General features: G+C 64.9%; 20 protein-coding genes. 15 read left to right on the top strand and 5 right to left on the bottom strand.

The genetic code is table 11. The features are described from left to right. Positions 1-1,560, top strand: a complete 1,560-nt coding sequence (locus tag QTI24_RS04835; RefSeq protein ID WP_286598672.1) for a bifunctional 3-(3-hydroxy-phenyl)propionate/3-hydroxycinnamic acid hydroxylase — start codon at positions 1-3, stop codon at positions 1,558-1,560. A 35-nt stretch (positions 1,561-1,595) separates the two neighbouring features. Next, on the top strand, positions 1,596-2,570 hold the full coding sequence (locus tag QTI24_RS04830; protein ID WP_286598670.1) for a Bug family tripartite tricarboxylate transporter substrate binding protein: 975 nt from the start codon (positions 1,596-1,598) through the stop codon (positions 2,568-2,570). 21 nt (positions 2,571-2,591) lie between these two features. Here QTI24_RS04830 and QTI24_RS04825 read toward each other — a convergent pair whose 3' ends face one another. Genes QTI24_RS04825 through QTI24_RS04815 form a run of 3 tightly spaced genes read right to left on the bottom strand, consistent with a single transcriptional unit; the run spans position 2,592 to position 5,777 of the window. After that, the gene (locus tag QTI24_RS04825) at positions 2,592-3,017 is read right to left on the bottom strand and encodes a GlcG/HbpS family heme-binding protein (protein WP_286598669.1); all 426 of its coding nucleotides are present in this window, start codon (positions 3,015-3,017) and stop codon (positions 2,592-2,594) included. Between the two features lie 35 nt (positions 3,018-3,052). Continuing rightward, positions 3,053-4,783 (bottom strand): thiamine pyrophosphate-binding protein, encoded by a 1,731-nt coding sequence (locus QTI24_RS04820; RefSeq protein WP_286598668.1) that lies wholly within the window; start codon positions 4,781-4,783, stop codon positions 3,053-3,055. A gap of 4 nt (positions 4,784-4,787) precedes the next feature. Then, positions 4,788-5,777: a Bug family tripartite tricarboxylate transporter substrate binding protein gene (locus tag QTI24_RS04815; protein ID WP_286598667.1), complete on the bottom strand. Its 990-nt coding sequence runs from the start codon at positions 5,775-5,777 to the stop codon at positions 4,788-4,790. Between the two features lie 111 nt (positions 5,778-5,888). Between QTI24_RS04815 and QTI24_RS04810 the strand changes: the two genes are divergently transcribed. Continuing rightward, positions 5,889-6,821: a helix-turn-helix domain-containing protein gene (locus QTI24_RS04810; protein WP_286598666.1), complete on the top strand. Its 933-nt coding sequence runs from the start codon at positions 5,889-5,891 to the stop codon at positions 6,819-6,821. Here the strand turns inward: QTI24_RS04810 and QTI24_RS04805 are convergent. Beyond that, positions 6,740-7,447 carry a TetR/AcrR family transcriptional regulator gene (locus QTI24_RS04805; protein WP_286598665.1) on the bottom strand — a complete coding sequence of 236 codons (708 nt, stop codon included), beginning with the start codon at positions 7,445-7,447 and terminating at the stop codon, positions 6,740-6,742. The genes QTI24_RS04810 and QTI24_RS04805 overlap by 82 nt on opposite strands. Positions 7,448-7,605: 158 nt before the next feature. On the opposite strand from QTI24_RS04805, the gene QTI24_RS04800 reads away from it, so the two are divergent. From QTI24_RS04800 to QTI24_RS04745, 12 genes are all read left to right on the top strand, one after another. Further along, complete coding sequence (locus QTI24_RS04800) at positions 7,606-8,409, top strand: SDR family NAD(P)-dependent oxidoreductase (RefSeq protein WP_286598663.1); 804 nt, start codon at positions 7,606-7,608, stop codon at positions 8,407-8,409. 11 nt (positions 8,410-8,420) lie between these two features. Then, positions 8,421-9,554: a DUF5938 domain-containing protein gene (locus tag QTI24_RS04795; protein ID WP_286598661.1), complete on the top strand. Its 1,134-nt coding sequence runs from the start codon at positions 8,421-8,423 to the stop codon at positions 9,552-9,554. Between the two features lie 16 nt (positions 9,555-9,570). Continuing rightward, the gene (locus QTI24_RS04790; protein WP_286598660.1) at positions 9,571-11,139 is read left to right on the top strand and encodes an AMP-binding protein; all 1,569 of its coding nucleotides are present in this window, start codon (positions 9,571-9,573) and stop codon (positions 11,137-11,139) included. 332 nt (positions 11,140-11,471) lie between these two features. Further along, entirely contained in the window at positions 11,472-12,893 is a 1,422-nt protein-coding gene (locus tag QTI24_RS04785; RefSeq protein WP_286598659.1) for an undecaprenyl-phosphate glucose phosphotransferase, read from the top strand. A gap of 36 nt (positions 12,894-12,929) precedes the next feature. Continuing rightward, positions 12,930-14,030 carry a glycosyltransferase gene (locus QTI24_RS04780; RefSeq protein WP_286598658.1) on the top strand — a complete coding sequence of 367 codons (1,101 nt, stop codon included), beginning with the start codon at positions 12,930-12,932 and terminating at the stop codon, positions 14,028-14,030. 12 nt (positions 14,031-14,042) lie between these two features. Then, positions 14,043-15,527, top strand: a complete 1,485-nt coding sequence (locus QTI24_RS04775) for a hypothetical protein (RefSeq protein WP_286598657.1) — start codon at positions 14,043-14,045, stop codon at positions 15,525-15,527. Continuing rightward, the gene (locus tag QTI24_RS04770; protein ID WP_286598655.1) at positions 15,514-17,076 is read left to right on the top strand and encodes an oligosaccharide flippase family protein; all 1,563 of its coding nucleotides are present in this window, start codon (positions 15,514-15,516) and stop codon (positions 17,074-17,076) included. The genes QTI24_RS04775 and QTI24_RS04770 overlap by 14 nt, the downstream gene beginning before the upstream one ends. Continuing rightward, positions 17,057-19,204, top strand: a complete 2,148-nt coding sequence (locus tag QTI24_RS04765) for a glycosyltransferase (RefSeq protein WP_286598654.1) — start codon at positions 17,057-17,059, stop codon at positions 19,202-19,204. The genes QTI24_RS04770 and QTI24_RS04765 overlap by 20 nt, the downstream gene beginning before the upstream one ends. Before the next feature lie 19 nt (positions 19,205-19,223). Beyond that, positions 19,224-20,411 (top strand): glycosyltransferase family 4 protein, encoded by a 1,188-nt coding sequence (locus QTI24_RS04760; RefSeq protein ID WP_286598653.1) that lies wholly within the window; start codon positions 19,224-19,226, stop codon positions 20,409-20,411. 3 nt (positions 20,412-20,414) lie between these two features. Beyond that, entirely contained in the window at positions 20,415-21,299 is an 885-nt protein-coding gene (locus QTI24_RS04755) for a glycosyltransferase family 2 protein (protein ID WP_286598652.1), read from the top strand. A gap of 12 nt (positions 21,300-21,311) precedes the next feature. Further along, entirely contained in the window at positions 21,312-22,208 is an 897-nt protein-coding gene (locus QTI24_RS04750) for a glycosyltransferase family 2 protein (protein WP_286598651.1), read from the top strand. A 37-nt stretch (positions 22,209-22,245) separates the two neighbouring features. Continuing rightward, positions 22,246-23,073 carry an FkbM family methyltransferase gene (locus tag QTI24_RS04745; protein WP_286598649.1) on the top strand — a complete coding sequence of 276 codons (828 nt, stop codon included), beginning with the start codon at positions 22,246-22,248 and terminating at the stop codon, positions 23,071-23,073. Here QTI24_RS04745 and QTI24_RS04740 read toward each other — a convergent pair whose 3' ends face one another. After that, positions 23,074-25,266 (bottom strand): polysaccharide biosynthesis tyrosine autokinase, encoded by a 2,193-nt coding sequence (locus QTI24_RS04740; RefSeq protein WP_286598648.1) that lies wholly within the window; start codon positions 25,264-25,266, stop codon positions 23,074-23,076. Between the last annotated feature and the right edge of the window lie 177 nt (positions 25,267-25,443).

Raw genomic sequence — 25,443 nt, 5'->3', positions numbered from 1 at the left:
ATGGCTTCATCGGTTCAACGCGGCGTCGACTTCGACGTCGCGGTGGTCGGCTTCGGTCCGTCCGGGGCGGTGGCGGCGGGTCTGCTCGCCGGCATGGGCTTGCGTGTGTGGGTATGCGACCGTTCGCGTGAGGTCTATGACAAGCCGCGCGCCATTGCCGTGGACCACGAGATTCTTCGCGTGTTCCAGCAACTCGGCGTGATGGATGCCGTGGCGCCGCACCTGGAGCCCTTCACGCCGTCGGAGTACTTCGGCGTGGACGGCCAGCTGATCAAGCGGCTGACCATGGTCGCGCCGCCATACCCGCTGGGCTACACGCCGTCGAACGTGTTCACGCAGCCGCCGGTCGAAGCCGCACTGCGTGCGCATGTGCAGGGGCACGCCAATGCCACGGTGGAGCTCGGGACCCAGGTGACGTCGCTGGATCAGGACGATGAAGGCGTCACGCTGCAATGGCTCCGTGACGATGGTGAGGAGGGCCGCACGCGCGCGCGCTGGGTCGTGGCATGCGACGGTGCGTCGAGCAGCGTGCGCGAGCAGGTGGGCATGGCGCTGGAAGACCTGTCCTTCGACGAGCCTTGGCTCGTGGTGGACGTGCTGGCCAATGGGCGCGGTTTGGCGAAGTTGCCCACGACCAGCGTGCAGTACTGCGAGCCGGATCGGCCTTGCACCATGGTGATCGGGCCCGGCAATCACCGGCGCTGGGAGATCTCGCTCAAGGCCGGAGAAGACCCGCAGAAGGTCGTTGAACCGGCCGAGACATGGAAGCTGCTGTCCCGCTGGCTGACGCCGGAAGACGGGAAGCTGTGGCGCCAGGCAAGCTATCGATTTCATGCGCTGGTGGCCGACCGCTGGCGCAGCGGCCGGGTGTTCGTCGCCGGCGATGCGGCGCACCAGCAGCCACCTTTCCTGGGGCAGGGCATGTGCCAGGGCGTGCGCGATGTTGCCAACCTAGCCTGGAAGCTGGCCGCGGTGTGCCACGGCGAAGTGCGGGGTGCGGCGGCCGAGGCGTTGCTCGACAGCTACGGCATCGAACGTGCGCAGCACGTGCGCCAGCTCACCAGCCGCATCAAGGGCATCGGCGCCGTGATCTGCGAGCGCGACGAAACCAAGGCGCGCGAGCGCGACGCCCGCATGCTGGCCGAATGCGGTGGCGTGGTGCGCGACATGCCGCGGCAAGACGTGCTGCCGGGGCTGGAGCTTGGATTGCTGTCGCCCGTGCCGCATGGGGCCAACGGAACGATCTTTCCGCAGCCCTGGGTCGAGCAGGGCGAGGCGCGTGTGCGCTTCGACACCTTGGCCGGCAATGGCTGGTGGCTGGTGCTCGATCCGGCTTTCGACGCCATGGATGCGCAGGCGCTGGCGCGCGGCGTGCCCGCCATGACCATCCTGCGCCTCGGCGACGCACTGCGCGAGACCGAGGGCGTGGCCGCCGACTGGTTTCGCCGCCACGGTTGCCGCGCCGCCATCGTGCGACCCGACCGCTACGTGTACGGCGTGGCCTCGAACGCTGCTGAACTCGATGCGCAACTGGGCGCGCTCGCGGCCAGGCTTGGCTGAACGCTCATCCCATTCAAAACAACGGAGACAAAGTGATGAACAGAAGAGGCTTTCAACTGACGCTTGCCGCTGCGGCGCTGGTCCCGCATGCATGGGTGCGCGCGCAGGAGCCGTGGCCCGGCAAGCCCATCAAGGTGGTGCTCTCGCAGCCGGCGGGCTCCGGGCCCGACACCATCGCGCGGCTGCTGGGCGACGGTCTCGCGCAGTCGATCGGCCAGCCCTTCGTGATCGACAACAAGCCGGGCGGCCAGAACGTGATCGGCGCGCAAGCGGCCAAGCAGGCGGCGCCGGATGGCTACACCTTCTACTTCGCGACGACCGCCGCGCTGGTGACCAACAGCTACCTGTTCAGGACGCTGCCCTACGACCCGCTGAAGGACTTCGTGCCGGTGGCCTTCGTCGCGAACAGCCCGTTCGCGCTGCTGGTGAGTGCCGATTCGCCCATCAAGTCGGTAGACGAACTCATCGCACGCAGCAAGGCCGAGCCGGGCAAGCTGTCGCTGGCCAACGAAGGCCCGCGCACCTTCGGCGGCATGATCGCGCGCCTGTTCAACGCACGCGCCAAGGCCGGCGCCAACCTGGTCGCCTACAGCTCGATCGGAACGGGCGTGCAGGATCTCATGGGCGGGCATTCGGAGGCGCTGGTAGCCGACGTGGCGTCGACCGCGCAACTGGTGCGGCAGGGGCGGCTGCGAATGCTCGCCGTGACCTCGCCGAAGCGCATCGCGGGCTGGGACAACGTGCCCGCACTGGCCGAGACTCTGCCTGGCGTCGACATGGTGGGATGGCTGGCGGTCGTCGCGCCAGCAGGTACGCCGGAGCCCATCGTCACGCGCATGAACGCGGGGATCAACAGCATGCTCGCGAACCCGGCCTTCGCCGAGAAGCTGCTGGCGATCGGGCCGATTGCCGCGCCGCCGCAGTCGCCGCAGCAGTTCGATGCCTTCCTGCGCGGGGAGCATCGCCGCCTCGGGCAGATCGCCGCGGAGATCGGCTTGCTGCCGGAATAGTCTCTGGTCTTGCGGCGGTATTCAGCCGGGCACGAAGCCCGCCGCCTTGACGCCGGCCATGCAGATGGCCTCGTCCTCGTCTCCGGTGCCGCCGCTGGCGCCCACGGCGCCAAGCACCGCGCCTTGCGCATCCTTGATCAGCACGGCACCGGTCTGCGGCAGGAAGCGGCCGCCCGAGGTGGCTGCGAGCGACACGAAGAAGTTCGGGTTGCCCTTTGCGCGCTCGCCGAGCGTGCGGCTCGACACGCCCATACCGACCGCACCCCAGGCCTTGCCCTGGGCCACTTCGAAACGAAACATGCTGGCACCGTCTTCACGCGCGAAGGCCTTGAGATGCCCTGCGTCGTCGAGCACCACCACGCCCATGGGCTGATAGCCGGCCTGCTTCGATGCGGCGAGGGCGGCGCTGATGATCTGGTTGGCCTGGTCGAGTGTGAGTGAGGTCATGGTGCGCGATGCGTGTGGGAGTAGGGAAGGGATTGTCAGGCTGTGGGCGCCGGTCGAGTCAGTGCGTCGAAGCCGAAGCGGTTCATGCTGCCGAAAGCGGGGCCGGCGGGGTGCGGCACGAAACGCGTGTGGCAGTCCAGCACGGCCGGCAGGCCCGATGCGAGCGCACGGGCCATCGCGGGCGCCACGTCTTCCGCGCGCGTGACGGCCTCGCCAAAGCAACCGAAGCCGCGCGCAATGGCGGCGTAGTCCGTGCCCTCCAGGCTGGTAGCGAACTCGAAGTCCAGTTGCGCCTTCTGGCCGGATCGGATGATGCCCCACGAGGCATTGTTGTGAACGATGGTGAGTACCGGCAGTCGGGCCCGCCGGGCGGTGTCGAGTTCATTCAGCGTGAAGCCGAAGGAGCCGTCGCCCGTGATGTGGACTACCGGCCGCGCGGGGTGCTGCAACTGCAGGGCCATGGCGTAGGGCAGGCCGAAGCCGAGATGGCTCATGCCGGGCTCGTGCAGGCGCGTGCGCACTTCTTTGACGGGCGTGAAGTCGTTGCTCCAGAAGGTGGTGTGGCCGCCATCGAACACGGCGAGGGCATCGGCAGGCAATGCATCGGCGATGGCCTTGGCGAGCGCTGCGGGGTGCATGACCTCCGTCGATTCGCTCGCCATCGCCGCGAGTCTGGATTCATGGCCGGCGCGTACTGCGCGGATGCCCTCCAGCCATCCGGCCTCGGCGCCGGGTGCCGGCTGATCGTCCAGCGCGGCAAGCAGGTCTTCCAGCGCCTGCCCGGCATCGGCCTGCATCGCCACTTCATGCAGGGCCGGCTGCCCCAGCGTGGAAGGGTCGATGTTGACGTTGATGGTGCGGTGATGCCGCCGCGCGAAGGGACCGCGGTCGTCCCACATCCAGGACGAAAAGCGACAACCGATGCTCAGCACGACATCGGCGCCATCGAAGGCCGCGCGAACGGCGTCGCCGGCGATCAGCCCGCCATGGCCAATGAAGTGCGGGCTGTCGCTCGCGACCACGCCGAGTGCCATCTGCGTCGGCACCACCGGCGCGCCGAGGCGACGCGCCATGTCACGCACGAGGTCCGCTGCGCCGCTGGTGATGACACCGCCACCGGCGACCACCACCGGCCGCCTGGCCTGGCGGAGCAACTGCGCCGCATCCTCGACAGTCGATGCCGACGGCCGCGGCCCCATCGTGGCGCGGTAGCGGGATGGGGTGAGATCGAACTCGTCGTCCGCGAACTCGGCAACGGCCGACAGCACGTCTTGCGGCACGTCGAGATGCACCGGCCCGGGCCTGCCCGAAAGGGCCTCGCGAAATGCGCGCCGCGCCAGTTCCGGCATGCGCCTCGGGTCGTGAACCACGGCATTCCATTTGGTGAGCGGCGCCAGCACGGCGCGCGTGTCGAGGTCCATGAACATGCCGCTGTGCGGATAGGCGGCGGCGCGATGCTGGTTGGTGGTGATGGCCAGCAGCGGCAGGTTGTTGTTGAGCGCGACGCCCATGCCCGACGCCAGGTTGAGCCCGCCCGGCCCCATCTCGCCAATGGCAACCGCCATGCGGCCGGAGCCCGCATGCACCGCCGCAGCCATCATCGGCCCGGTCGCTTCATGCCGTACGCCGACGAAGCGCACCGCCTGCTGTTGCGACAGCGCGTGCATCAGAGGCGCGAGCTTGCCGCCGACGATGCCGAAGGCGAACGGAACCTGCTCCGCGGTCAAGATGCGCACCAGGGCCTGGGCGCCAGTCAATCGCAGCACGGGCTCAGTCCTCCGCCGTGAAACCGGTGGCGCGCACGATCGGGCCCCAGCGGTCGTAGTCCGCCTTGACGCGGCGTGCGAATTCCTCGGGCGACTGGTGCACCGGCTCCAGCCCGTAGGTGGCGAGGGCGGCGATGAAGTCGGGCGCCTGCAAGGCCTCTCGCACCAGCGTGTTGAGACGCTGCACGGTGGCCGCAGGCGTCTTGGCCGGCAGGAACCAGCCGAGCCATTCCTGCACCGCGATGTCCTTGTAGCCCTGCTCGACGAGCGTAGGCACCTCGGGCAGAAAGGGCGAACGTTGTGCGCTGGTGACGCCGAGCGAGCGCAACTTGCCCGAGCGGATGTGCGGCATCACCTCGCCGACCACGTTGAAGCTCACCGGCACCTGGCCGCCCATCACGTCGTTGAGCAGCGGTGCGCCGCCGCGATAGGCGACGCTGGTCATTTCGATGTCGGCCGCCTTCTGCAACATCATCCCGGCGAAGTGCAGCGCCGAACCCGCCGCCGGGACGCCGTAGGTGGCCTGCTTGGGATTGGCCTTCGCCCACTTCACGTAGTCGGCCACGGTCTTGATCTCGGCCGGCAAGCCGGGGCCGGCAGTGAACGAGAACGCATAAGTGACCGTGGAGGTGACGGGGGTGAAGTCGACCAGCGGGTCGTAGTTGAGCTTCTTGTAGGTGTGGGGGTACAGCACCATCGGCGAGCTGGGGATCTGCAGGATGGTCAGCCCGTCCGGCGCGGCGCGCTTGACATACTCCACCGCGATGCGGCCGCCCGCACCGGTTCGGCTTTCCACCGTGAGGCTGGTCGCGTAGTGCCCACGCAGCTTTTCGGCGACCGGCCGCGCCACGTTGTCGCCCATGCCGCCGGCCGGAAAGCCGGACACGATGGCCGCATTGCCGTTGAGTTGGGCCAGCGCCAGCCGCGGCAGGCCGAGTGTCGCAAGCGCCGAGAGCCCGGCGCTGCGCAGCAGCACCTCACGCCGATTCCACATGGTTGTCTCCGGTGTTTTGTAGTGCATGAAGCTTAGGCAGTCCTTGGTGGCAGTGCCATGGACGAAGGGGTCCGGGTCATGTAGATTTCCGGCATCCTTTTTCGATCCGACATGCCTGCCACTCCACTTCTCGTTGTCCCGTTTCGCGAAGTCCGCCACTTCGGGCCCGAGGACAGTCTGCACTTCGAGGCGATCCGTGTTCGCGCCAGCCAGCACCAATGGACGATTCCGGCACATCGCCACGAAGGCCTCCATCAGTTCCAGTTGCTGATCGAGGGCGGGATGGTCGGGATGCTCGATGGCGAGCGGCATGCGTTGAAGGCGCCGGCCGCGGTGATGGTGGCGCCGGGCGTCGTGCACAGCTTCGTGTACGAGCCCGACAGCGCCGGCTCGCAGGTCACCGTGCCGAGCGAAGCGCTCGCGTCGCTGTCGGCGCATTCGCCGGCGATCCAGCAGCGCCTGTCGCAGAAGCTGGTCCTCGATGAAGCGGCCCTGGGCGCCGGGCTGGCCGATTGCGCGCAGCGCTTCGCGATGCTGGGCGACGAATTCATGGCACAGCGCGCCGGACGGGCCGAAGCACTGCAATCGCATGTCATCCTGCTTGCGCTGTGGTTCCTTCGCCATCGGGAAGCGATCAGTGGCAGCGGCCGGCTGCGGGCATCGCGCGACACGCTGGTGCAGCGCTATCGCGGGTTAGTCGAACTGCATTTTGCGGAGCATCGGCCACTGGGCTTCTACGCCGGGGCGCTCGGTGTGACGGCGGATCACCTGAGCCGCGTGTGCCGGGCGACCACCAGTACCAGTGCGCTGGAGCTACTGCATGCGCGCGTCGCGCTCGAAGCCAAGCGGATGCTGGCTCACGTCGACCTGACGGTGGCGGACGTGGCGGAGCGGCTCGGGTTCGACGATGTGGGCTACTTCAGCCGGTTCTTCAAGGCGACGACGGGCAGTGCGCCCTCGGCCTATCGCGAGGCGCTGGCTGCGGGGCTTGCGGCTGCACCGCGTCGAGCCGCGCGGGGAATCACCGGCGAGTGTCGGGGCTGACGAACGGGGATGCCGGTGACGGTCCCGACCAGTTGGCCGACCACCAGCCGGACCTGTGACTTCAGCGCGGCGACCGCACGACGATCACCCGCCAGGTGCTTCATCAGGCACTGCTGGAACAAACCGTCGAACATCGCGTAGGCAACGTTGCTGGGAACCCGCACCGGCGTGCCGCTGAGTTCGGCGAAGCGTGACAGCACGCGCCAGATCATCCGCTCCAGGCTCTTGTCGATCTCCGCGACATCGGCACGGAACGCCGGCTCGAACAAGGATTGCGCCCGCAGGTCGTACCAGAGCCGATGCATGCTCGCGTCCTGGCGGACGGTTGCGGCCAGCCCGGCCGTGAACCCTTCCATCAGTTCGTCGAACGAAGCCGCTTCGGCTGTGACCTCGTCGTAGCGGGTCACGCAGCGTGCCTTGTACTGGCGCACGCTGCACAGGATCAGGTCGAGCTTGTCGGTGAAGTAGTAGTGCAGCACGCCGTGCGAGAAGGCGGAATTTTGTGCGATCTCGCGCAGGCTGGTGCGGGCATAGCCGAGTTCGGCAAGTGTCTGCATCGCAGCTTCGCCGAGCTCGGCGCGGCGCTCGGTGAACTTGGCGTCGGGTAGGCGGGGCGTCTTCGACATGAGCCGATTGTAGAGAGCGCTTCCGGCATTCGAGCCCACCCATGAGTGAAAACCCGTGTGTCTTGACGACTGTCCTGATAAATCTTGACAGTCGTCAAGGCCACTTCTAGCATCACTGCGCGTTCCTTGACGATCGTCCAATAAATGCAGGAGACATCATGCGGAAGTTCGACTTGTCCGGCCGCAAGGCCCTGGTGACGGGCGGGGCGCGAGGCCTCGGCGAAGGCATGGCACAGGCGCTGGCGACGGCCGGCGCCTCGGTGATGATCGGTGACGTTCTGGCAGCGCTCGGTCGCGAGACAGCGGGCAAACTCTCGGCGGGCGGCGCCAAGGTGGGCTTCGTGCAGCTCGACGTCACCAAGGACGAGGACTGGGCCTCGGCGGTCCAGGCCACGATCGACACGCTGGGCGGCTTCGACATCCTCGTCAACAACGCCGGCATCGAAATCACCGCGCTGGTGGCCGACATCGATGCCAACGACCTGCGACGCATGCTCGACGTGAACATCGTCGGCACGGCGCTCGGCATGAAGCACGCGTTTCGCGCGATGCGCCCCAGGGGCGCCGCGGGCAAGGGTGGAGCAGTCGTCAATATCTCTTCGGTCGCGGCGACCATCGCCTTCCCTGCGATCGCCGGCTATTCGGCAACCAAGTCGGCGGTGGACCGCCTGACACGCGTCGGCGCCATGGAGGCCGGCAAGCTCGGGTACGGGGTGCGCGTGAACTGCATCTACCCCGGCCTGGTGCCCACCGAGATGGGCATGAAACTGGCAGGCGACGTGGTCGCGGCCGGGCTCTTCGCATCGCCCGATGCAGCGGTGGGCTCGATCATCGAGCAGACCCCGGCGGGGCGCCTGGGCGAAGTCGGCGACATGGCCGATGCGGTCGTGTTTCTCTGCTCCGACGCTGCGCGCTTCATCACCGGTGCCGGCTTGCCGGTGGACGGCGGCATGGGCATGTGAAAGGACAAGACATGAGTAAGAGCAAGAAACCCGTGGTGGTCTATGGCGCCTCCGGCTACACCGGCCGACTCGTTTGCGAGTACCTGCGCGAATACAACCTCCCGTTCGTTGCCGCAGGGCGCAGCAAGGACAAGCTCGAAGACGCGATGAAGTCCCATGTGCCGGGCATCGAAACCGCCAGCTACGAGATTGTCGAAGTGCCCCACACGGTCGATGCGCTCACGGAGCTCTTCAAGGGTGCCTCGGTCGTGTTGAACACGGTGGGCCCCTTTGCGAAGTTCGGCCCGGAAGTCGTTCAGGCGTGTCTCGCGGCCAAGTGCCACTACACCGACACCACGGGCGAGCAGGACTGGCTGATCACGCTCGATGAGCAATACAGCGCCAAGTTCGACGCCGCCGGACTGTTGCTTTCGCCCGGCCTGGCGCAGATGTACACCACGGGCGAGATCGCCGCTCAGTTGTGCCTGGAGACGCCGGGCCTCGATACGCTCGACATCGCCGTGTTCTGGGGCGGCAGCCCGACGATTGCCTCGACACAGACGATCCTCGTCAATGCGGCGATGGCCAAGGCCTACTACCTCGAGCAGAACAACTATGTCGAGTGGCAGCCCGACGCGGGCCTGTACAGCCTGTCGATCCCCGGACAGCACGAGGCGGCGCTGGCCTTGCCCTGGGGCGGAACTTCGCACCCGGTGTGGTTCAAGAAGGACCCACGCGTCTCCAATGTGAAGGTGCTCGGCGGCGTGTTCAACAAGCCGCTGATGCTGGGTGTTCCGCAGATCGTTGCGGCCGCCCTCAAGGCCACTGAAGGCATGAACCCCGACGACCGCTACGCGGCGCTCGCCAAGACAGCCGCCGGTGTCATGAACAGCATGCCTCCGCGAGAGAACCCGCGGATCAACAAGTCGGTGGATTCAGTGCACGCGTCAGGGCCGCTGGCTCGTGCGCACTGTGTCATCTTCGGCAATTGCAACTACAAGCAGACCGGCATGCTGCAAGCCTTCGCTGCCGCTTCATTGCTGCAGCAGCCGCCCAGGCGCGCGGGCTTTGCGTCGGGTTGCCAGGCCTTCGGCCATCATGAGCTGCTGGGTGCATTGCGCAGCTTCGGACTCGTCCAGGCGCCCGTTCTGACCGTGCACCGTTGACCGGATGCGCGCCACCATGCGCCTGATCGACTATCTCGACAAGGGCGCCCAACTGGGCGAACGTGCGCCGTGCTTCACGATGGGCGACCGGGACCTGTCCTATGCGCAGGTCCAGGCGCTCAGCCATCGGGTCGGGCGTGCACTCCAGCGGTCCGGCATCCGCCCCGGCCAAAAGGTCGCCGTGCTCGCGAGCAACGACGCGATCGCTTTCGCCTGCGTGTTCGGCATCTCGCGCGCGGGCGCCGTCTGGTGTCCCATCAATCCGCGCAACGAGGCGAACGAGAACCGCTTCGTGCTCGATGCTTTCGATTGCGCCTGCCTCATCTTTCACAGCAACTATGCGGCGATGGTCGAGGAGATTCGCGGCGCGTGCCCGAAGCTCACGACGCTGGTTTGCCTTGACGCGCCCCAACCCTGGGCGCCCTCATGGGCGCAGTGGGTCGAGGGGATGAGCGACGGTGCTCTGGAAGTGGAGCCGCGGGACGACCTCGCGATGATCGCCGGCACCGGAGGCACGACGGGCCAGCCGAAGGGCGTCATGCTGTCGGGCCGGAACCTCGAGACGATGTCGGCGCTGACCTTGATGGGCTATCCGTTCGACGGTCGGCCGACGTACCTGGCGCTGGCCCCGCTGACGCATGCGGCCGGCGTGTTGTGCCTGCCCGTGATGGCGCTGGGCGGACGCGTCGTGATCATGCCCCGGCCCGATCTGGGTGAGTTTCTCGCGCTGATCGAGCGGCACCGCGTCACGCACACCTTCCTTCCACCGACCTTGATCTACATGCTGCTGCAGCACGAGCGACTGGCTTCGACCCGGCTCGATTCGCTGCAATGCTTCTGGTATGGCGCGGCGCCCATCTCGGCGTCACGGCTCGAAGAGGCCCTCGAAAAGATCGGTCCCGTCATGGCGCAGCTGTTCGGCCAGACCGAAGCACCCATGATGATCTCGATGATGGCGCCGCGCGACCATTTCAACGCCGACGGATCGGTCGCGCGCGGGCGGCTCGCATCGGCGGGGCGGCCCGGACCCCTCGTGCAGGTGGCGACGATGAACGCCGACGGTGCGTTGCTGCCCATCGGCGAAACCGGCGAGATCGTGATTCGCAGCTCGCTGGTGATGATGGGCTACTACAAGGATCCGGCCGCCACGGAGGCGGTATGGCGCCACGGCTGGCATCACACCGGCGACGTCGGACGGCTCGACGCCGACGGCTTCCTGTACATCGTCGACCGGGCGAAGGACATGATCATCACGGGAGGCTTCAACGTCTACTCGGTCGAGGTCGAGCAGGCGCTGATGCAGCACCCGGACGTGCAGGACAGTGCCGTGGTCGGCCTGCCCGACGACAAGTGGGGGGAGCGCGTCGTCGCGGTCGTGCAGTTGCATGCGGGTCGCAGCAGCGACGTCGACAAGACCGCCGAGGAGATCCAGGCCTTCGTCAAGGCACGCATCGGCAGCGTGAAGACCCCCAAGCAAGTCGAGATCTGGCCGGACCTGCCTCGCTCCAGGGTCGGCAAAGTGCTGAAGAAGGACATACGTTCGACTCTCGTCGAACGGCTGCGCGACGCCGCGGCGAAATCATGAGCGAAGCCTTCTTTGCAGGCTGAAGCATCACGGCGAAGGATCACCATTCTTCGCTGACGAGTTCACGGTGCTGATGTCGACCCGCACGCACGAGCATCGCAGATCGTCGCAAAACGAGTCATCGCAGTTGCAATTTCTTGCGTGCCTGAACGTGCGCCCTGTCATGTCTCGCGTTGTAGGATGGGGCTGAACATGGCGTAAGCGAAGAGAGCGCGGCCATGCTTCTGGCACCGATATTGCACCCTTCGAATCAACAAGAAGCGGAAGGAGACAACAAGCCCGACTACTGTCGGTTACATCGCTGGTCTATCAAGGCCTCCGGAGAACGTCTGATGCTGTCTACGTCTGCAACCGGCTTCCGCGAAACTCCGTTGTCAGCGTTGGGAAAATTCAATCCCTTGCTGGATGCGGTCTTGAGATTGGGGGATCTGACCATTCTCGTGATCAGCGGCATGATTGCCTTCGCACTGCGCTTCGGCTCCCTGGAGTTGGGCACCGACTATGTGCATGCGCTGAGTCGGGGCGTGCTGTTTGCAGTCATCGTCCTGAACGGAAGTTCGCTGTACCCACGCTGGCGTGGCCGCACGATGGGCGCGGAGTTCGCCAAGCTCGTGACGCTATGGCTCCTCATGTTCTGCATCATGGCGGTGTATGCACTGGCCATGAGGGATGGTCATGAGACCTCGCGCTTGTGGTGGGGCGGTTGGCTGGGTCTCAGCATCGGCGGCGCCATGGTTCTGCGAGTGGCTGCGCGTGCCATCGCACGGTGGACCAGCGCGCAAGGGATCGACAAACGCGTCTCGGTCGTGGTCGGTGCGAACCCGGATGCGCAACGCCTGGTCGATGCCATCCGAGGAGACGATGCGTGCGGTATCGAAGTCCACGGCTGGTTTGCCACGCATGCGGACCGGAGCGAGTTGACCGGCGCTCCAATGCTCGGAGGCATCGACAACCTCGGCAGATTTGTCGAGTCCCGAGGTGTCGACCTGGTCTGGCTGGCACTGCCCATGCGCGATCAGCCGAGGATCTCCTACGCCCTCAGTCAACTGAAGCATTCGACTGCGGACATCAAGCTGGTGCCGGACCTGTTCGGCCTGCACTTGCTGAACCATTCGGTGGAAGAAATTGCCGGCTTGCCGGTCATCACGCTGCAGCAGACCCCTTTGCAGGGCGCGGCGCGCCTGGTGAAGGCCGTGGAAGACGTGGTGTTGTCCGCGCTGATCCTCGTTCTGATCTCGCCATTGATGCTCGCCATCTCCATTGCGGTCAAGCTCAGTTCGCCGGGCCCGGTGTTCTATCGGCAAGAACGTGTGAGCTGGAACAACAAAACGTTCTGGATGTACAAGTTCAGATCGATGCCGGTGGACGCGGAAAAGACAACCGGCGCCGTTTGGGCCAAGCCCGGGGAGTCGCGATCCACCCGTGTCGGGGCCTTCCTGCGCAAGACGAGCTTCGATGAGTTGCCGCAATTCATCAATGTCCTGTTCGGTGACATGTCCATTGTCGGACCGCGGCCCGAGAGGCCGGTCTTCGTGGAGCAGTTCAAGCACCAGATCCCCGATTACATGAAGAAGCACATGGTCAAGGCCGGCATCACCGGATGGGCACAGGTCAACGGCTGGAGAGGGTCCACCGACCTGGCCAAGCGCATCGAGTACGACATCTTCTACATCGAGAACTGGTCCCTGAAATTCGACCTCCAGATCATCGCCTCGACGGTCATCAAGGGCTTCGTCAACAAGAACGCCTATTGACATGGCCGCCATGTCGCAACGAAGGAAGGTACTCGCGTGAAGGTCGCATTGGTCCACTACTGGCTGGTTGGCATGCGCGGGGGCGAAAAGGTTCTCGAGGCGCTGTGCGACCTGTACCCCGACGCGGACATCTTCACCCTGGTGTGCGATCCCGACGCAATTTCCGAAAAACTTCGGCGTCATCGCATCACGACGTCGTTCCTGCAGAGGATCGGCGGCGTGCGTCACTACAAGAAGATGCTCCCGCTGATGCCCTATGCGCTGGAGTCCTTCGACCTGACCGGCTACGACCTGATCATTTCCGTCGAGTCGGGCCCTGCCAAGGGCATCATCCCGGGTCCCGACGCGACCCACATCTGCTACTGCAATTCGCCGATGCGCTACGTCTGGGATCTGTATCCCCAGTACCGTGCGGCGTCCGGTCCCATTGCGCGCGCCGTGATGTCGCTGACGGCGCCATCCCTGCGCCAATGGGACGTGAGCACTTCGCACCGCGTCGACCATTTCATCGCCAATTCAGCCTATGTGGCCCGGCGAATCGAACGCTACTACCGGCGCACTTCGCACGTCGTGCATCCGCCGGTGAGCTTGCCACGCTTCGCCCCTGTGGCCGAGGCGGGCGACTACTACCTCTGCGCGGGCCAGATCACGCCGTACAAGAAGGTCGAGATCGCCGTGGAGGCCTGCACCCGGATGGGCAAGCGGCTCGTCGTTATCGGCGCGGGTGCCGACCCCGCGCTACGGCGCCTGGCAGGGCCCAGCGTCGAATTCCTCGGCGCGGTCGACGACGCGACCATGGCGCACCACTTTGCGCATTGCAAGGCCTTGCTGTTCCCGGGCGTGGAGGATTTCGGCATCGTTCCGCTGGAGGTGATGGCGAGCGGGCGGCCGGTCATCGCCTTCGGCAAGGGCGGTGCGCTTGAAACTGTCGTCGATGGAATCACCGGTCTGTTCTTCAACGATCAGTCGGCAGACGCCGTGATCGACGCGATCGAGCGCTTCGAGGCCATGAAGGACACCTTCTGTCCGGACGTGCTGCAGGCGCATGCCCGCACCTTCGATACCGCGATATTCAGGACGCGGATAGCCGAACTCATCGACTCGCTCGTCGCCGGTCACTTGCGCCCTGTGACCTGACCGGGCAAGCACGTGGAAGCCATTCCCATCGCAGTCTTCTGGAGCATCGCCGTCTGGACGTTGTTCCGGAGGAAGCAGGCACTGATTTACCTGTTCTTCGCCGCCATGCCCTTCGGTTCATTCGCAGCAGTTCCGACGGAGTTGACCGGAGGCCTCACCCTCACGCCGACGCCGCTCGTCGCGATCCTCTTGATCGCGAGGCAGCTGGGCAGCGTGCGTGGCCTGGCGCAGGCGCTCGACGCCGCGCTGAAGGCATCCGGCCTGCTGCTGCTGTTTCTCTTCTGGCTCGTCGCCGGCATCGTCACCATGTTCATGCCGAGGTTCTTTGCGGGTGCTGTCGAGATCGTGCCGGTGCGCGCCGGCGCCTTGGCGGATACCGCGATGCTGGTGCCCACCACGCAGAACGTTTCCCAGTTCGTCTACATCAGCATTTCGGTGCTCACCGTCTTCAGCTTCGCGCGCTTGTTGCGCGCGCGACCCATGCGGCGGCACGCGCTGGCCGCGCTGTGCCTGGGTGCGGCGATGACGGTCTTCACCGGCGGCCTCGACCTGGCCTCGCAGTACCTGCCGCTCCAGCCGATGCTCGAGCTCTTTCGCACCGCCAGCTACGCCTTGCTTACCGATGTGGAAATCCTGACCAGCAAGCGCGTGGTCGGCCTGATGCCGGAGGCCTCCGCCTTCGGTGGCCTGGCGCTGGCATTCCTGGCGTCGCTGTACTTCTTCCGGCGCGCGATGCCGCCGGGCCGTCTGCACGATCGCGTGGTTCCGGTCTTGATGGGTTTGTTGCTCCTCCTGATCTGGTTGTCGACCTCGTCCGCGGCTTACCTGGGTCTGGGCCTCTTCGGTGCGGCGGCGGCGGCGGAGTGGTGCTGGCGCGCGGTCGCCGCGGTCCGCAATCCGCTCCTTCAACGCGGCCTCGCAAGCGAGTTCTGGCTCGGCGCCGCGGCGACCTGCGCCTTGGTCCTGATCGTCATCGCGGTTCCCCGGATGCTGGCCCCGATGCGCGAGATGTTCGACGTGATGGTGCTGCAGAAGTCCACTACCAGCTCCTTCGAAGAACGCAGCATGTGGACCCAAGTGTCCTTGCACGCGCTCGTGGCAACCCACGGTCTGGGCGTCGGCCTGGGCGGCACCCGCGCCTCCAACTTTGCCGTTGCACTCACCAGCAATGCCGGGTTGCTTGGCGCGGCGTTCTACTTCCTCTTCGTGCTCCAGACCTTGTTGATGAGACGGGCGCCGCAGGGCGACGCGGAAGGGCAGGCCTTGCTGTCGGCCGTGCGCTGGTCGTACCTGCCTCCGTTCTTCACCAGCCTGATGATCGGCACCACACCGGACTTCGGCTTGTTCAACGCATTCCTCTACGGGATCGCCATGGCGATCGGGCACAAGGGACTGCAGAGCGCGGCGCGGCGCGCGGATGTGCGCCGCATCAACGATGCATCGCGCCACCGGCCATCCCGCCTTGTCACCGAGCGGAGCGCGCATGCCAGCCACTGAACACACGAGCATGGCCAGCCGGGCGATCGGGGCTGGCGCCTGGACGGTGGGCACGCGGCTGGCTGCCAAGCTGATCGACCTCGCCATGTTGCTGTGCCTGGCGCGTCTCCTGGGTCCGGCCGAGTTTGGCCTGGTGGCCATGGCCATGGCGGCCGTGTTCATCGTCGAAGCATTGTTCGACCTGCCCATGGCTGCGGCACTGATCCGTGAGCCTGCACTGACGCCCGACATGCTCCACACGGCCTTCACGCTCAGCCTGCTGCGTGGACTCATCGTCGGGCTGCTCCTGCTGGCGGTTTCCTGGCCGCTCGCCGCCTTCAACAACGAGCCTCGGCTGACGGCCTTGCTCGCGGTGCTGGCGCTGGCGCCGGCAATGCGTGGCCTCGTCAATCCCCGGATGATCGAGTACGCACGTGCCCTCGACTTCCGTCCAGACGCCGTGCTCGAACTGTCTGGCAAGACCGTTGCGTTCATCGCATCGGTCACCATTGCCGTCACCACGCGCAGCTACTGGGCCATCGCAGCCGCCACCGTGTGTGCGCCGCTGGTGGCCACGCTCCTGTCGTATTGCATCGCGCCGTTGCGACCTCGACTGACCTTCATCCATTGGAAGCATTTCTCGAGCCTGATCGGATGGAACTTCATGTCCCAGTTGGGGATGGCGCTCAACTGGCAGATCGACCGATTGCTCCTTCCGAGACTGACCACCAGCACTGCGTTCGGCGAGTACGCGATGGGCAAGCAATTGGCAGAGATCCCCATGCAGGCGCTGATCCAACCGCTGAGTCGCCCCGTCATGCAGGCGCTGGCATCGGCCGGCCATGCGCGTGGTTCACGCTATCTGCAGTTGTCTCGCGCCATCGCACTGTTGATGGCGCCCGTCATGGGACTGGCTCTCCTGTGGCCTGAAGTGCTGGTCCGCGTGGCGCTGGGGCCGGCCTGGGCTGCGGCGGCGGAATGGCTGCGCTGGATGAGTGCGGCCGCATTGCTTGGGCTTCCAGCCATCCTGATGGGACCCTTGGCCATGACGCTGGATCGCACGCGTTGGGTGGCTGTCCGGACGCTGATCGAATTGCTGGTCCGGTTGCCGCTCGTTTGGCTGGGCGCCGTGCAATTCGGCATTCCGGGCGCCATCGCCGGCAGCGCCATTGCCACCGCATCCGGCACGGTCGCTGCGCTTTTCATCGTGCGCCGCCTGATCGAGACCCGCCTGGCGCCCCAACTCATGACGCTGTGGCGGCCCCTGATGGCGATGCTGCCTGCGGGTGCTCTTCTGTGGCTGGCGAAGCCCATGGTGATGGCCGCCCCCAGTCTGCCTGAACTGTTGGTGCGGGCAGTGCCCCTCGGCCTGCTGTACCTGTTGGTCTATGCACTCCTGGTCTTGCTGGTGTGGCGGCTGGCGGGTCGGCCGGCAGGACTGGAACGGTACTTGCTCGACACCATCCGCGCCCGCTTCGCCAGGGCTCGCGCTCGCCGCTCCCCAACGGCCGCTCGCACGCGAGCGAAGCCGAACGACGCCATGGAGGCCCATGCCAAGCAACCCCATTGACCCGCTGCCGCGCACCCAAGGCACGGCCATGCCCAGCCTGGTCATCAACGGCAAGTTCCTGCAGCGCTCGACGAGCCGATCGGGCGTCTATCGCGTGGCTCGCGAACTGCTGGTGGCCTTGGACACGGTGCTCGTCGACAACCCCGCGCTGGCCGCGGCCATGCCGTGCCGCTTGATCGTGCCGGGCGAGCAGGATGCCAGCCTCCGGCTTTCGCGCATTCGCGTGGAAAGCGACCGTCGAGCGGGCGAAAGGGGCCCCTTCGTGGATCGACTGCACGGCGCCCTGTGGGAACAACTGGTGCTGCCACGGCACGCCCAGGGCGACACGCTGATCAGCCTGTGCAACATCGGGCCGGTCGTGTATCGCAATGCATTCACCATGGTCCACGATGCGCAGGTCTACAGCGCGCCCGCTTCCTATTCCCGTGCCTTTCGGACCTGGTACCGGTTCGTGCTGCCGCGCGTGGGCAAACGCAACAAGGCTTTGCTGACCGTGTCCGAGTATTCGCGCAAGCAACTGGCGCATTTCGGCGTGGCCGATGCGGTGCAGATCCACGTGATCCACAACGGCTGCGACCACGTCCTGCGGCTCGTCCCGGACACTACGAAGATCGAGGCGGCCGGCCTGACAAATAGGCGGTATGTCGTTGCGCTCGCGAACGTCCAGCCCCACAAGAACATTGCGGTGCTCCTGAAGGCTTTCCATTCACCCGCACTGCGCGAAGTGACGCTGGCGCTCTTCGGTCCCGCGACACGCGAGGACTTCGAGAGTCAAGGCCACACGGTTCCACCCAACGTCAAGTTCCTGGGGTTCGTCAGCGATGAGCAATTGGCGGGCCTTCTGCGAGAGGCTGTTGCGCTCGCGTTTCCATCCACGACGGAGGGATTCGGCCTTCCCCCGCTGGAGGCGATGTTGCTCGGGTGTCCGACGATCGCCGCACCGTGTGGCGCGCTGCCGGAAGTCTGTGGCGACGCGGTGCTGTGGGCCGATCCGCACGACCCTGCTCAATGGGCTCGACAGATTGTCCGCATGTGCGATGACGACGACGAGCGCGAAGACATGCGGGACCGCGGACGGGCGCACGCCGCGCAATTCACCTGGGACAGGGCCGCGCGTCGCTTGCTCGAAACCGTGCTCGGTCAACCGCTCGCCGACACCGGTCTCATGCAGGCGGCGCCTGCGACGAACACCATCTTCCGTCCATCCCCGGTCGGCGAGGAAGCATGCGTCTTGACGCAGGCGGTGCGCCTCAAGATCGCGATTGCCATTGCCACTGCAGGACGAAGGGACGTGGTTGCTGAAGCGATCGGCTTGCTCGCCAACCAGTCCCGCATGGCGGACGAGTTGCTGATCTGTCCGGCCAGGGTCGAGGATTTCGATCCGTTGTGCCTGCGGGCTTATCCGGGCGAGGCTCGCGTTCTCCGCGGTCCGGTCGGTTTGCCGCTCCAACGCAATGTGTTGCTCGACGCTTGCGACGCCGATGTCGTGATCTTCTTCGACGATGACTTCCTGCCGTCGTCCGACTACGTTGCGGAGGTCGAAATGCTGTTCACCACTTGTCCGGGGGTGGTCGTCGCAACGGGCAAGTTGCTCGCCGACGGAATCCTCGGCCCCGGTATTGTTTACGAGGAGGGCCTTCGAATCCTTGATCAAGCCGGGCCGAATGTCGAACTGCGATCGTTGACGTCGACCTACAACGGCTACGGATGCAACATGGCGATTCGAATGCAGGCCGTGCGCAGCCATGGCATCCGCTTCGATGAACGATTGCCACTTTACGCATGGCTGGAAGACGTGGATTTTTCGCGGCAGCTGGCGTCGCATGGCAGCGTGGTCCAGGCGGCGCGCCTGCGCGGTGTTCACCTGGGTACCAAGGGCGCAGGTCGCAGCCCGGGCCGACGCCTCGGCTACTCGCAGGTGGCCAATCCCCTTTACCTCGCGCGCAAGGGGACGATGCGCTGGTCCCTGGCGCTCAAGCACATGGCGAAAAACCTGTTGGCCAATTCGATGCGCAGCCTGTCACCAGAGCCCTGGGTCGACCGGCGCGGTCGGCTGGCAGGAAATTGTCTGGCCATGTGGGACTGTGTGCGTGGCCAGGTCGATCCCCAGCGGATTCTTCGCTTCTGAGCGCAGGCATAGGAATCAGATGAAGATTGCTTTCGTTTCACCATTCCCGCTCTACCCCGCAACCGGCGGCAACAGGGTCAGGACCTTGCACATGGTCAAGACGTGCAAGGAGCGCGGCCACGAGGTGCACTTCGTCTTCTTGCCATCGCGGCAAATGGGAGATTTCGATCCGCAAGCGCATGTCGCGCTTCTCGGCCCCGGGAACTTCCATTGTCTCGAACGCGGACAGGTTGCGGACGCGGCCTACTACGTCGGCCGGGCCATGTGGAAGGCCCGGCGAAAACTGACCCGAAGTCGATTCCTGCAGAGCGATATCGACGAGACCTATTTTTCCGGATTCACGTCGCAGCTCAGGAAACTGGAGCGCCAGCACGGCTTCGATGTCGTCATTGCGCAGTACGTGACGTTCACCCGTGCTTTCGATGCATTCGGGCCGCACGCGTTCCGAATCGTCGACACCCAGGACAGCTTTGCCGGTGGCATACCGATCGCACAGGAGCGGCGAGGGCTCCTGCGGGCGCACAGGGTGCTGGCCATCCAGGATCAGGAAGCCGAGTATTTCCGGCGCGTGCTGCCGCCCTCGACGAACACGGTCTCGGTGGTCAGCCACATCATCGACATCGATGAGCCTTTCGACCTGTCGCGATGCGCGGGAGCGGCCTTCATCGGGTCGGACTTCTTGCAGAACAACCAGTCGCTGGCATGGTTCGTCGACAACGTCCTGCCCCTTGTGCAGCAGCATGAACCGAACTTCAGGCTGTTCGTCTCGGGCACCATCTGCCGCAAGCTCGCAGACGCGCCTGGCGTCGTCAAGTACGGTGTCGTGCCTCGCTTTCGCGATGCATTCCGCGAGGGTCCGATCCTCGTGAACAGCATCACGCAGGGTACGGGCGTCAAGATCAAGCTGCTCGAGGCTTTCGGACACGGCATTCCGGCGGTCAGCACGGAATTCGGTGTCGATGGAATCAGGCCTTCGGACCTTCATGGCGTGCTGGTGACCCCGGACGGTGACGCATCGGCTTTTGCCGATGCCGTGCTGCGCCTTTACAGGGGCAAGCAGGAGCGCATCGAGCGAGGGCGAGCCGCTTTCCAGACGGCGGCGTCATGGAACGCCCGCGAGTTGGCTGCATTGACGGACAGCCTGATGCCGCCAGCACGCGAACCCGCCACGCGCGTCGTGAGCACCGACAACCTCCCGGCGTACTGATCCATGAGCCTGAAGATCGTCGTCGCCATCGCCACTGCCGGCCGGCGCGAAGTGCTGGCCGACGCCATTCGTTTCCTTGCGCGGCAGTCGCGCCAGCCAGACGAATTGCTCATCTGCCCGGCCCGGCCGGAGGACGTGGAACCCACGTGCCTGGACGGCTTTCCTTGCCCCGCTCGGCTCGTCTCAGGCCCCATCGGAAGCTCGGCACAGCGCAACGCGCTCATCGATGCGTCCGATGCGGATGTGATGATCTTCTTCGACGACGACTACCTGCCTGCCGAAGACTTCGTGCAAGAAACCGAGCGCCTGTTTGCCGCCCACCCCCGGGTCGTCGTGGCCACGGGCAGGGTGCTTGCAGACGGCATCCTCGGGCCCGGGTTCACCCACGAAGAAGGGGTGCACTTCCTGACGAATACAGGACTCGATGCGAACCCACCGACGCTGTCACCCATCTTCAACGCCTACGGCTGCAACATGGCGATCCGGCTTGCGCCGGTGCGGCTGCACGGTATCCGCTTCGACGAGCGACTGCCCCTGTACGGCTGGCTGGAGGATGTGGATTTTTCAAGGCAGTTGGCGCCCCATGGGGACATCGTCCAGGCGACAGGACTGCGAGGGGTTCACCTGGGAACGAAGAGGTCGGGGCGCAGCCCGGGCAAGCGCCTCGGCTATTCGCAGGTGGCCAATCGCATCTACATCATGCGCAAAGGCCATATGACGCCCCTTCAGGCGCTCATGGGCAACCTGAAAAACATCGGCGCCAATCTGGTGCGCAGCTTGAGTCCGGAGCCCTGGGTCGACAGGCGCGGGCGGTTGGCAGGCAACGCCCTGGCCGTGTGGGACTGGGTTCGGGGGCGCGTCGACCCCGAGCGCATTCTTCGTTTCTGAGAGATGCGCCCCATGAAAGTGTCACTGGTCATGTCAACGCTCGGCAGAGTCGACGAAGTGCTGCAGTTCATTCATGCGCTGCAGCAACTCGATCACAACGACTTCGAATTGATCATCGTCGATCAAAACGCCGATGAGCGTCTGCAAACGGCGTGCAGTGGAGTCAACGTCGGCTTTCCGATTCATTACCTTCGAAGCCCCGAGGCCAAGGGGGCTAGTCGCGGCAGGAACATGGGCGTTGCAAAGGCAAGCGGGGAGATCCTCTGTTTTCCGGACGACGACTGCATGTATCCGCCCTCGTTGATCAAGAAGGCCTTGGGACGATTCGGCGAAACGGGTTCGGACATTGTCTGCGGGCGAGCTGCAGCCCCCGATGGCCGCTCGATCAACGGCCGGTTCGAGACGAGTGCGCAGCCGGTCGATCTCCGGAACGTGTTCACCACCCAGATCGAATGGGTTGTTTTCTTCAGGCGCGAGGTGTTCGAGAAACTCGAAGGCTTCGACGAAGACATCGGCGTGGGTGCGTCGACACCGTGGCAATCGTGCGAAGGCCCGGACATCACCATTCGAGCCATTCATGCCGGCTTCAAGGTCTATTACGACCCGGAGCTGTATGCCCATCACCCGGAACTCAATACCCGCGATCCGGACGACGCCATGCGGGCAAAGGGGCGTCGCTACGCCAGAGGAATGGGGCATGTCATCAGAAAGCACAGCTACGGAATCCTGTATCTGACGAACTACCTCATTCGCCCCATAGGGGGTGCTTGCCTGTCCCTCTTGAAGGGCAACCTCAACCGGGGCTTTTATTACTTGAATGTGGCCATGGGCCGCGCCGAAGGGTATGCGGGCGTCTGCCTCGACGGCAGGAGGTTCAAGAAGGCATTCAACCTTGGATCTCAGAAGTGATGACACATGACGAGGAGTTGCAAGGATGTTGATACCCATGTCGAATTCGAAGCGCGTCAAGGAATTGGCGCGGTGGGCCTACGGCTTGTCGAACTTCTGCGCCAGCCCGCTGCTGAAGAAGAAATCGAGGTTCGTGAAGTTGACGCCGGGCGTCTTTTCGGATCAGCTGATCTACGACCGATCCTGCAGATCATTCTTCACCGTCAAGTCGAGGGATGACATTGACGTTGCCGTGGTGCGCCAGATATTCATCAATGAAGACTACGCCCTCGAAAGCCCCGATCACGCGGAAACACTCTGGCAGTACCACGCCAAGATCATCGATTCAGGAAAGAAGCCGCTGATCATCGATTGCGGGGGCAACAGCGGCCTGGCCACCAAATATTTTTCAGAGACCTACAAGGGTTCGGTGGTCGTTTGCATCGAGCCGGAAGAGCAGAACATGGCACTGGCGAGAATGAACAACCACGACCCCAATATCCAGTTCCTTCTGGCCGGCATTGGCAACTCGGACGCAAGAGCGGACATCGTGGACCCCGGCGCGGGAAACTGGGGCTACCGGACCGAAACCAGCGCCGAAGGAAGAACGAAAATCATCAGCGTCAACTCGATCGTGAGCGACCCTGAATACAAGGACTGCACCCCCTTCATCATCAAGATCGACATCGAGGGCTTCGAGCAGAACCTGTTCGAGAAGAACGTCGAATGGCTGGATGCCTTCCCGTTGCTGATCATCGAACTGCACGACTGGATGCTTCCGAAGCGAGCCACGTCGAACAACTTCCTTCGCGCCATCGCGGAAAGAAACAGGGACTTCATCTACCGCAACGAGAACGTGTTCAGCATTTCGAACACCCTCTCGTAGCTACGCCTTCTTGTAGTCCTCGTGCCTGTAGCCGCCATGGCGGTAGCCGTGGCTGCCGTTGTATCGCCGGCTGAAGTCCATCCCGTTGAACAGCGCGCCACTGACCGACGCACCGGCCTGGACCAGCCGTCGAATGCTCTCGTTCAACTCTCCCAGCTGAGTCTTTCCGGACCGCGCCACGAGCAGCACGACGCCGCACGCCGATGCCACTGCCGCCGCATCGGCCGCCACCAGCACCGGCGTGGCATCGATGACCACCAGGTCGTAGGTCGACGAGAGCGAGTCGAGCGCCTCGGTGAATGCCTCCGACTCCAGCAGGTCGGAGGGCATGTCCGGCAGCTTGCCGGTGGTCAACACGTCCAGGTTGGGACGCACCTGGCCATGGATGGCCTGTTGCGCGCCGAGCCCGCCGGCGACCAGCTCGGACAACCCTCCTTCGCGCGGGAGGCCGAATGCCCCGCTGAGATCGCCTTGGCGAAGGTCGGCATCGACCAGGAGCACCCGTTTGCCGGACTGCGCCAGCAGCGTCGCGAAGTTGCTGGCGATGAAGCTCTTGCCGACGCCGGGCGTGGCACCCGTGATGAGAATGCGGTTGTTGGAAGCTTCCGCCATGGTGGGCTTGAGCCCGACGCGCAGGGCGCGCAACGCTTCGATGGAAGGGCTGTGGGGATTGACATCGGCCAGCACGGTGCCGGACGCGCGCCTGTCGACACGCCGATCGAGAAGGGTTTGCTCGGGACTGAGAGGCACGACGGCATGGACCTCCAGATCCGTGTGAGCCGCAATCTCGTCCGGATTGTGGATGCCGGGTCTCATACGCGTGCGCAGTATCGCCAGCGCCGGCCCTATCAGGGCCCCCAGCAGCAGCGCGAAGGCGAGCACGAGCGTCTTCTGCGGCTTGACCGGGAACTTGGACACCACTGCCTTGTCCAGCAATCGCACGTTGCCGATCTTTCCTTCCTTGACCAGTTGCATCTGCAGGATGTTGTTCTGCAGGGACTGGTACAGCGTGCTGTTGACGCGCACATCGCGTTCGAGCCTCAATGCATCGCGCTGCGCATTGGGCATGCTGGCGATACGTGTATTGAGCCCGTTGAGCTCGCTTTGCACGGCCCCGATCTGCTTGTCCAACAGCTGAATGCGCGGGGCCTGGTCAGTGAAGGCCACTTCTGCGTCCCGACGGCGTTGTTGCAGATCCAGCAGATTGCTCTGAAGGTCCGAAGTCCTCTTCAGCCAGACCTTGGCTTCCTCGTCGAAGTCCACGGTGCCGTTCTTGTTGCGAAAGCGCGCAAAGGCATCCTCCGCGCCCTGAAGCTGGCGCTGGAAGACCGGCAACTGCGTGTTGAGAAATGCGAGCGTTCTCTCGGCTTCTGCCGACTTGCGCTCCATGTTCTGTCGTACGTACTGCTCGCCAATGGCATTGAGGACGCGACCCAGGCGCATGCGATCGCTGTCTTCGAGGGTGGCGCCGATGACGTTCGACTGTCGGCCCTGTTCGCTCAGTTGCAGACGCTCCTGCAAGCGCTCGATGGCGCGAAGGCGGGAGGCCACCGAGACACTGAATTCGGCCCCGGGCTTGCCGGCCAACTCGCTCAACTGGATCTGCAGGACACCGTCGGGCAGCGCCTTGCGCAGCGGCTGCCCGACCACGCCGTCGAGCGGTGCATCGAGCAACTCGTGGCGCACGGTGAAGCGTCCGTTACCCTGGGCGATGATGGTGAAGGGCTCGGTGTCCTCGAGCGAAGGGGGCACGTCGAAGCGGGCCACCTCGATGCGCTCGGTCCCCGTCACGAAGCCGCCAATGCCCAGGAAGCCGGGTTCGGAAATCCCGGTGGCGCGGCGGGCGAGCCACCGTCCGACCCACGGCAGGTAGCGCGGCTCGGCGCTGATCTGCAATTCAGTCTGATCTGCCGCCGCGTTCAAGACCATGCGGGATGCAAGAACCTGGATCTCGCCGGTGGCCGGCGTCTTGAGCTCGAACAGGCCGGAAGTTTCGGTTACAAAACTCTTGCTCTCAGGCACGGAATCTTCGATCTGCAACAGGAGGTTGGCGCGATAGACCGGCGTGGCCAGCGTCACGTAAGTCAGACCGGCAAGCAGAGCAAACGCCATGGTGCCGACGATCAGCCACTTGTGGTCGATCATGATGTCCCTGTACTCGGACAGGCGCGGCTCGTCTTCTGTATCGATCATCACGGTGTCTTGACCGGAAGCCGCGAGTGCACGCTGGGGAGCACCGGGCGTCGAGGTAATGGGGTATCGGTACATGCTAGGTGAGTGTCAGCAGAATTCGTGCCGATTGTCTGGAAAGAGCGTCATGCGGGGCGTGCTTTACTTCTTCTCACGTGTAGCGTGAGCCATGCTCTTCAC

Origin of the sequence: Variovorax sp. J22P240, from assembly GCF_030316855.1 — a bacterium.
Lineage (GTDB): Bacteria > Pseudomonadota > Gammaproteobacteria > Burkholderiales > Burkholderiaceae_C > Variovorax.
This window is presented reverse-complemented; position numbering and strand designations above follow the sequence as displayed.

Coding starts and splice junctions, on each gene's coding strand:
- QTI24_RS04815 (WP_286598667.1), bottom strand. CDS start 5,777: ATGTGGAATCGGCGTGAGGTGCTGCTGCGCAGCGCCGGGCTCTCGGCG.
- QTI24_RS04810 (WP_286598666.1), top strand. CDS start 5,889: ATGCCTGCCACTCCACTTCTCGTTGTCCCGTTTCGCGAAGTCCGCCAC.
- QTI24_RS04830 (WP_286598670.1), top strand. CDS start 1,596: ATGAACAGAAGAGGCTTTCAACTGACGCTTGCCGCTGCGGCGCTGGTC.
- QTI24_RS04755 (WP_286598652.1), top strand. CDS start 20,415: ATGAGCCTGAAGATCGTCGTCGCCATCGCCACTGCCGGCCGGCGCGAA.
- QTI24_RS04750 (WP_286598651.1), top strand. CDS start 21,312: ATGAAAGTGTCACTGGTCATGTCAACGCTCGGCAGAGTCGACGAAGTG.
- QTI24_RS04765 (WP_286598654.1), top strand. CDS start 17,057: ATGCCAAGCAACCCCATTGACCCGCTGCCGCGCACCCAAGGCACGGCC.
- QTI24_RS04805 (WP_286598665.1), bottom strand. CDS start 7,447: ATGTCGAAGACGCCCCGCCTACCCGACGCCAAGTTCACCGAGCGCCGC.
- QTI24_RS04795 (WP_286598661.1), top strand. CDS start 8,421: ATGAGTAAGAGCAAGAAACCCGTGGTGGTCTATGGCGCCTCCGGCTAC.
- QTI24_RS04740 (WP_286598648.1), bottom strand. CDS start 25,266: ATGATCGATACAGAAGACGAGCCGCGCCTGTCCGAGTACAGGGACATC.
- QTI24_RS04760 (WP_286598653.1), top strand. CDS start 19,224: ATGAAGATTGCTTTCGTTTCACCATTCCCGCTCTACCCCGCAACCGGC.
- QTI24_RS04835 (WP_286598672.1), top strand. CDS start 1: ATGGCTTCATCGGTTCAACGCGGCGTCGACTTCGACGTCGCGGTGGTC.
- QTI24_RS04825 (WP_286598669.1), bottom strand. CDS start 3,017: ATGACCTCACTCACACTCGACCAGGCCAACCAGATCATCAGCGCCGCC.
- QTI24_RS04770 (WP_286598655.1), top strand. CDS start 15,514: ATGCCAGCCACTGAACACACGAGCATGGCCAGCCGGGCGATCGGGGCT.
- QTI24_RS04790 (WP_286598660.1), top strand. CDS start 9,571: ATGCGCCTGATCGACTATCTCGACAAGGGCGCCCAACTGGGCGAACGT.
- QTI24_RS04785 (WP_286598659.1), top strand. CDS start 11,472: ATGCTGTCTACGTCTGCAACCGGCTTCCGCGAAACTCCGTTGTCAGCG.
- QTI24_RS04745 (WP_286598649.1), top strand. CDS start 22,246: ATGTCGAATTCGAAGCGCGTCAAGGAATTGGCGCGGTGGGCCTACGGC.
- QTI24_RS04800 (WP_286598663.1), top strand. CDS start 7,606: ATGCGGAAGTTCGACTTGTCCGGCCGCAAGGCCCTGGTGACGGGCGGG.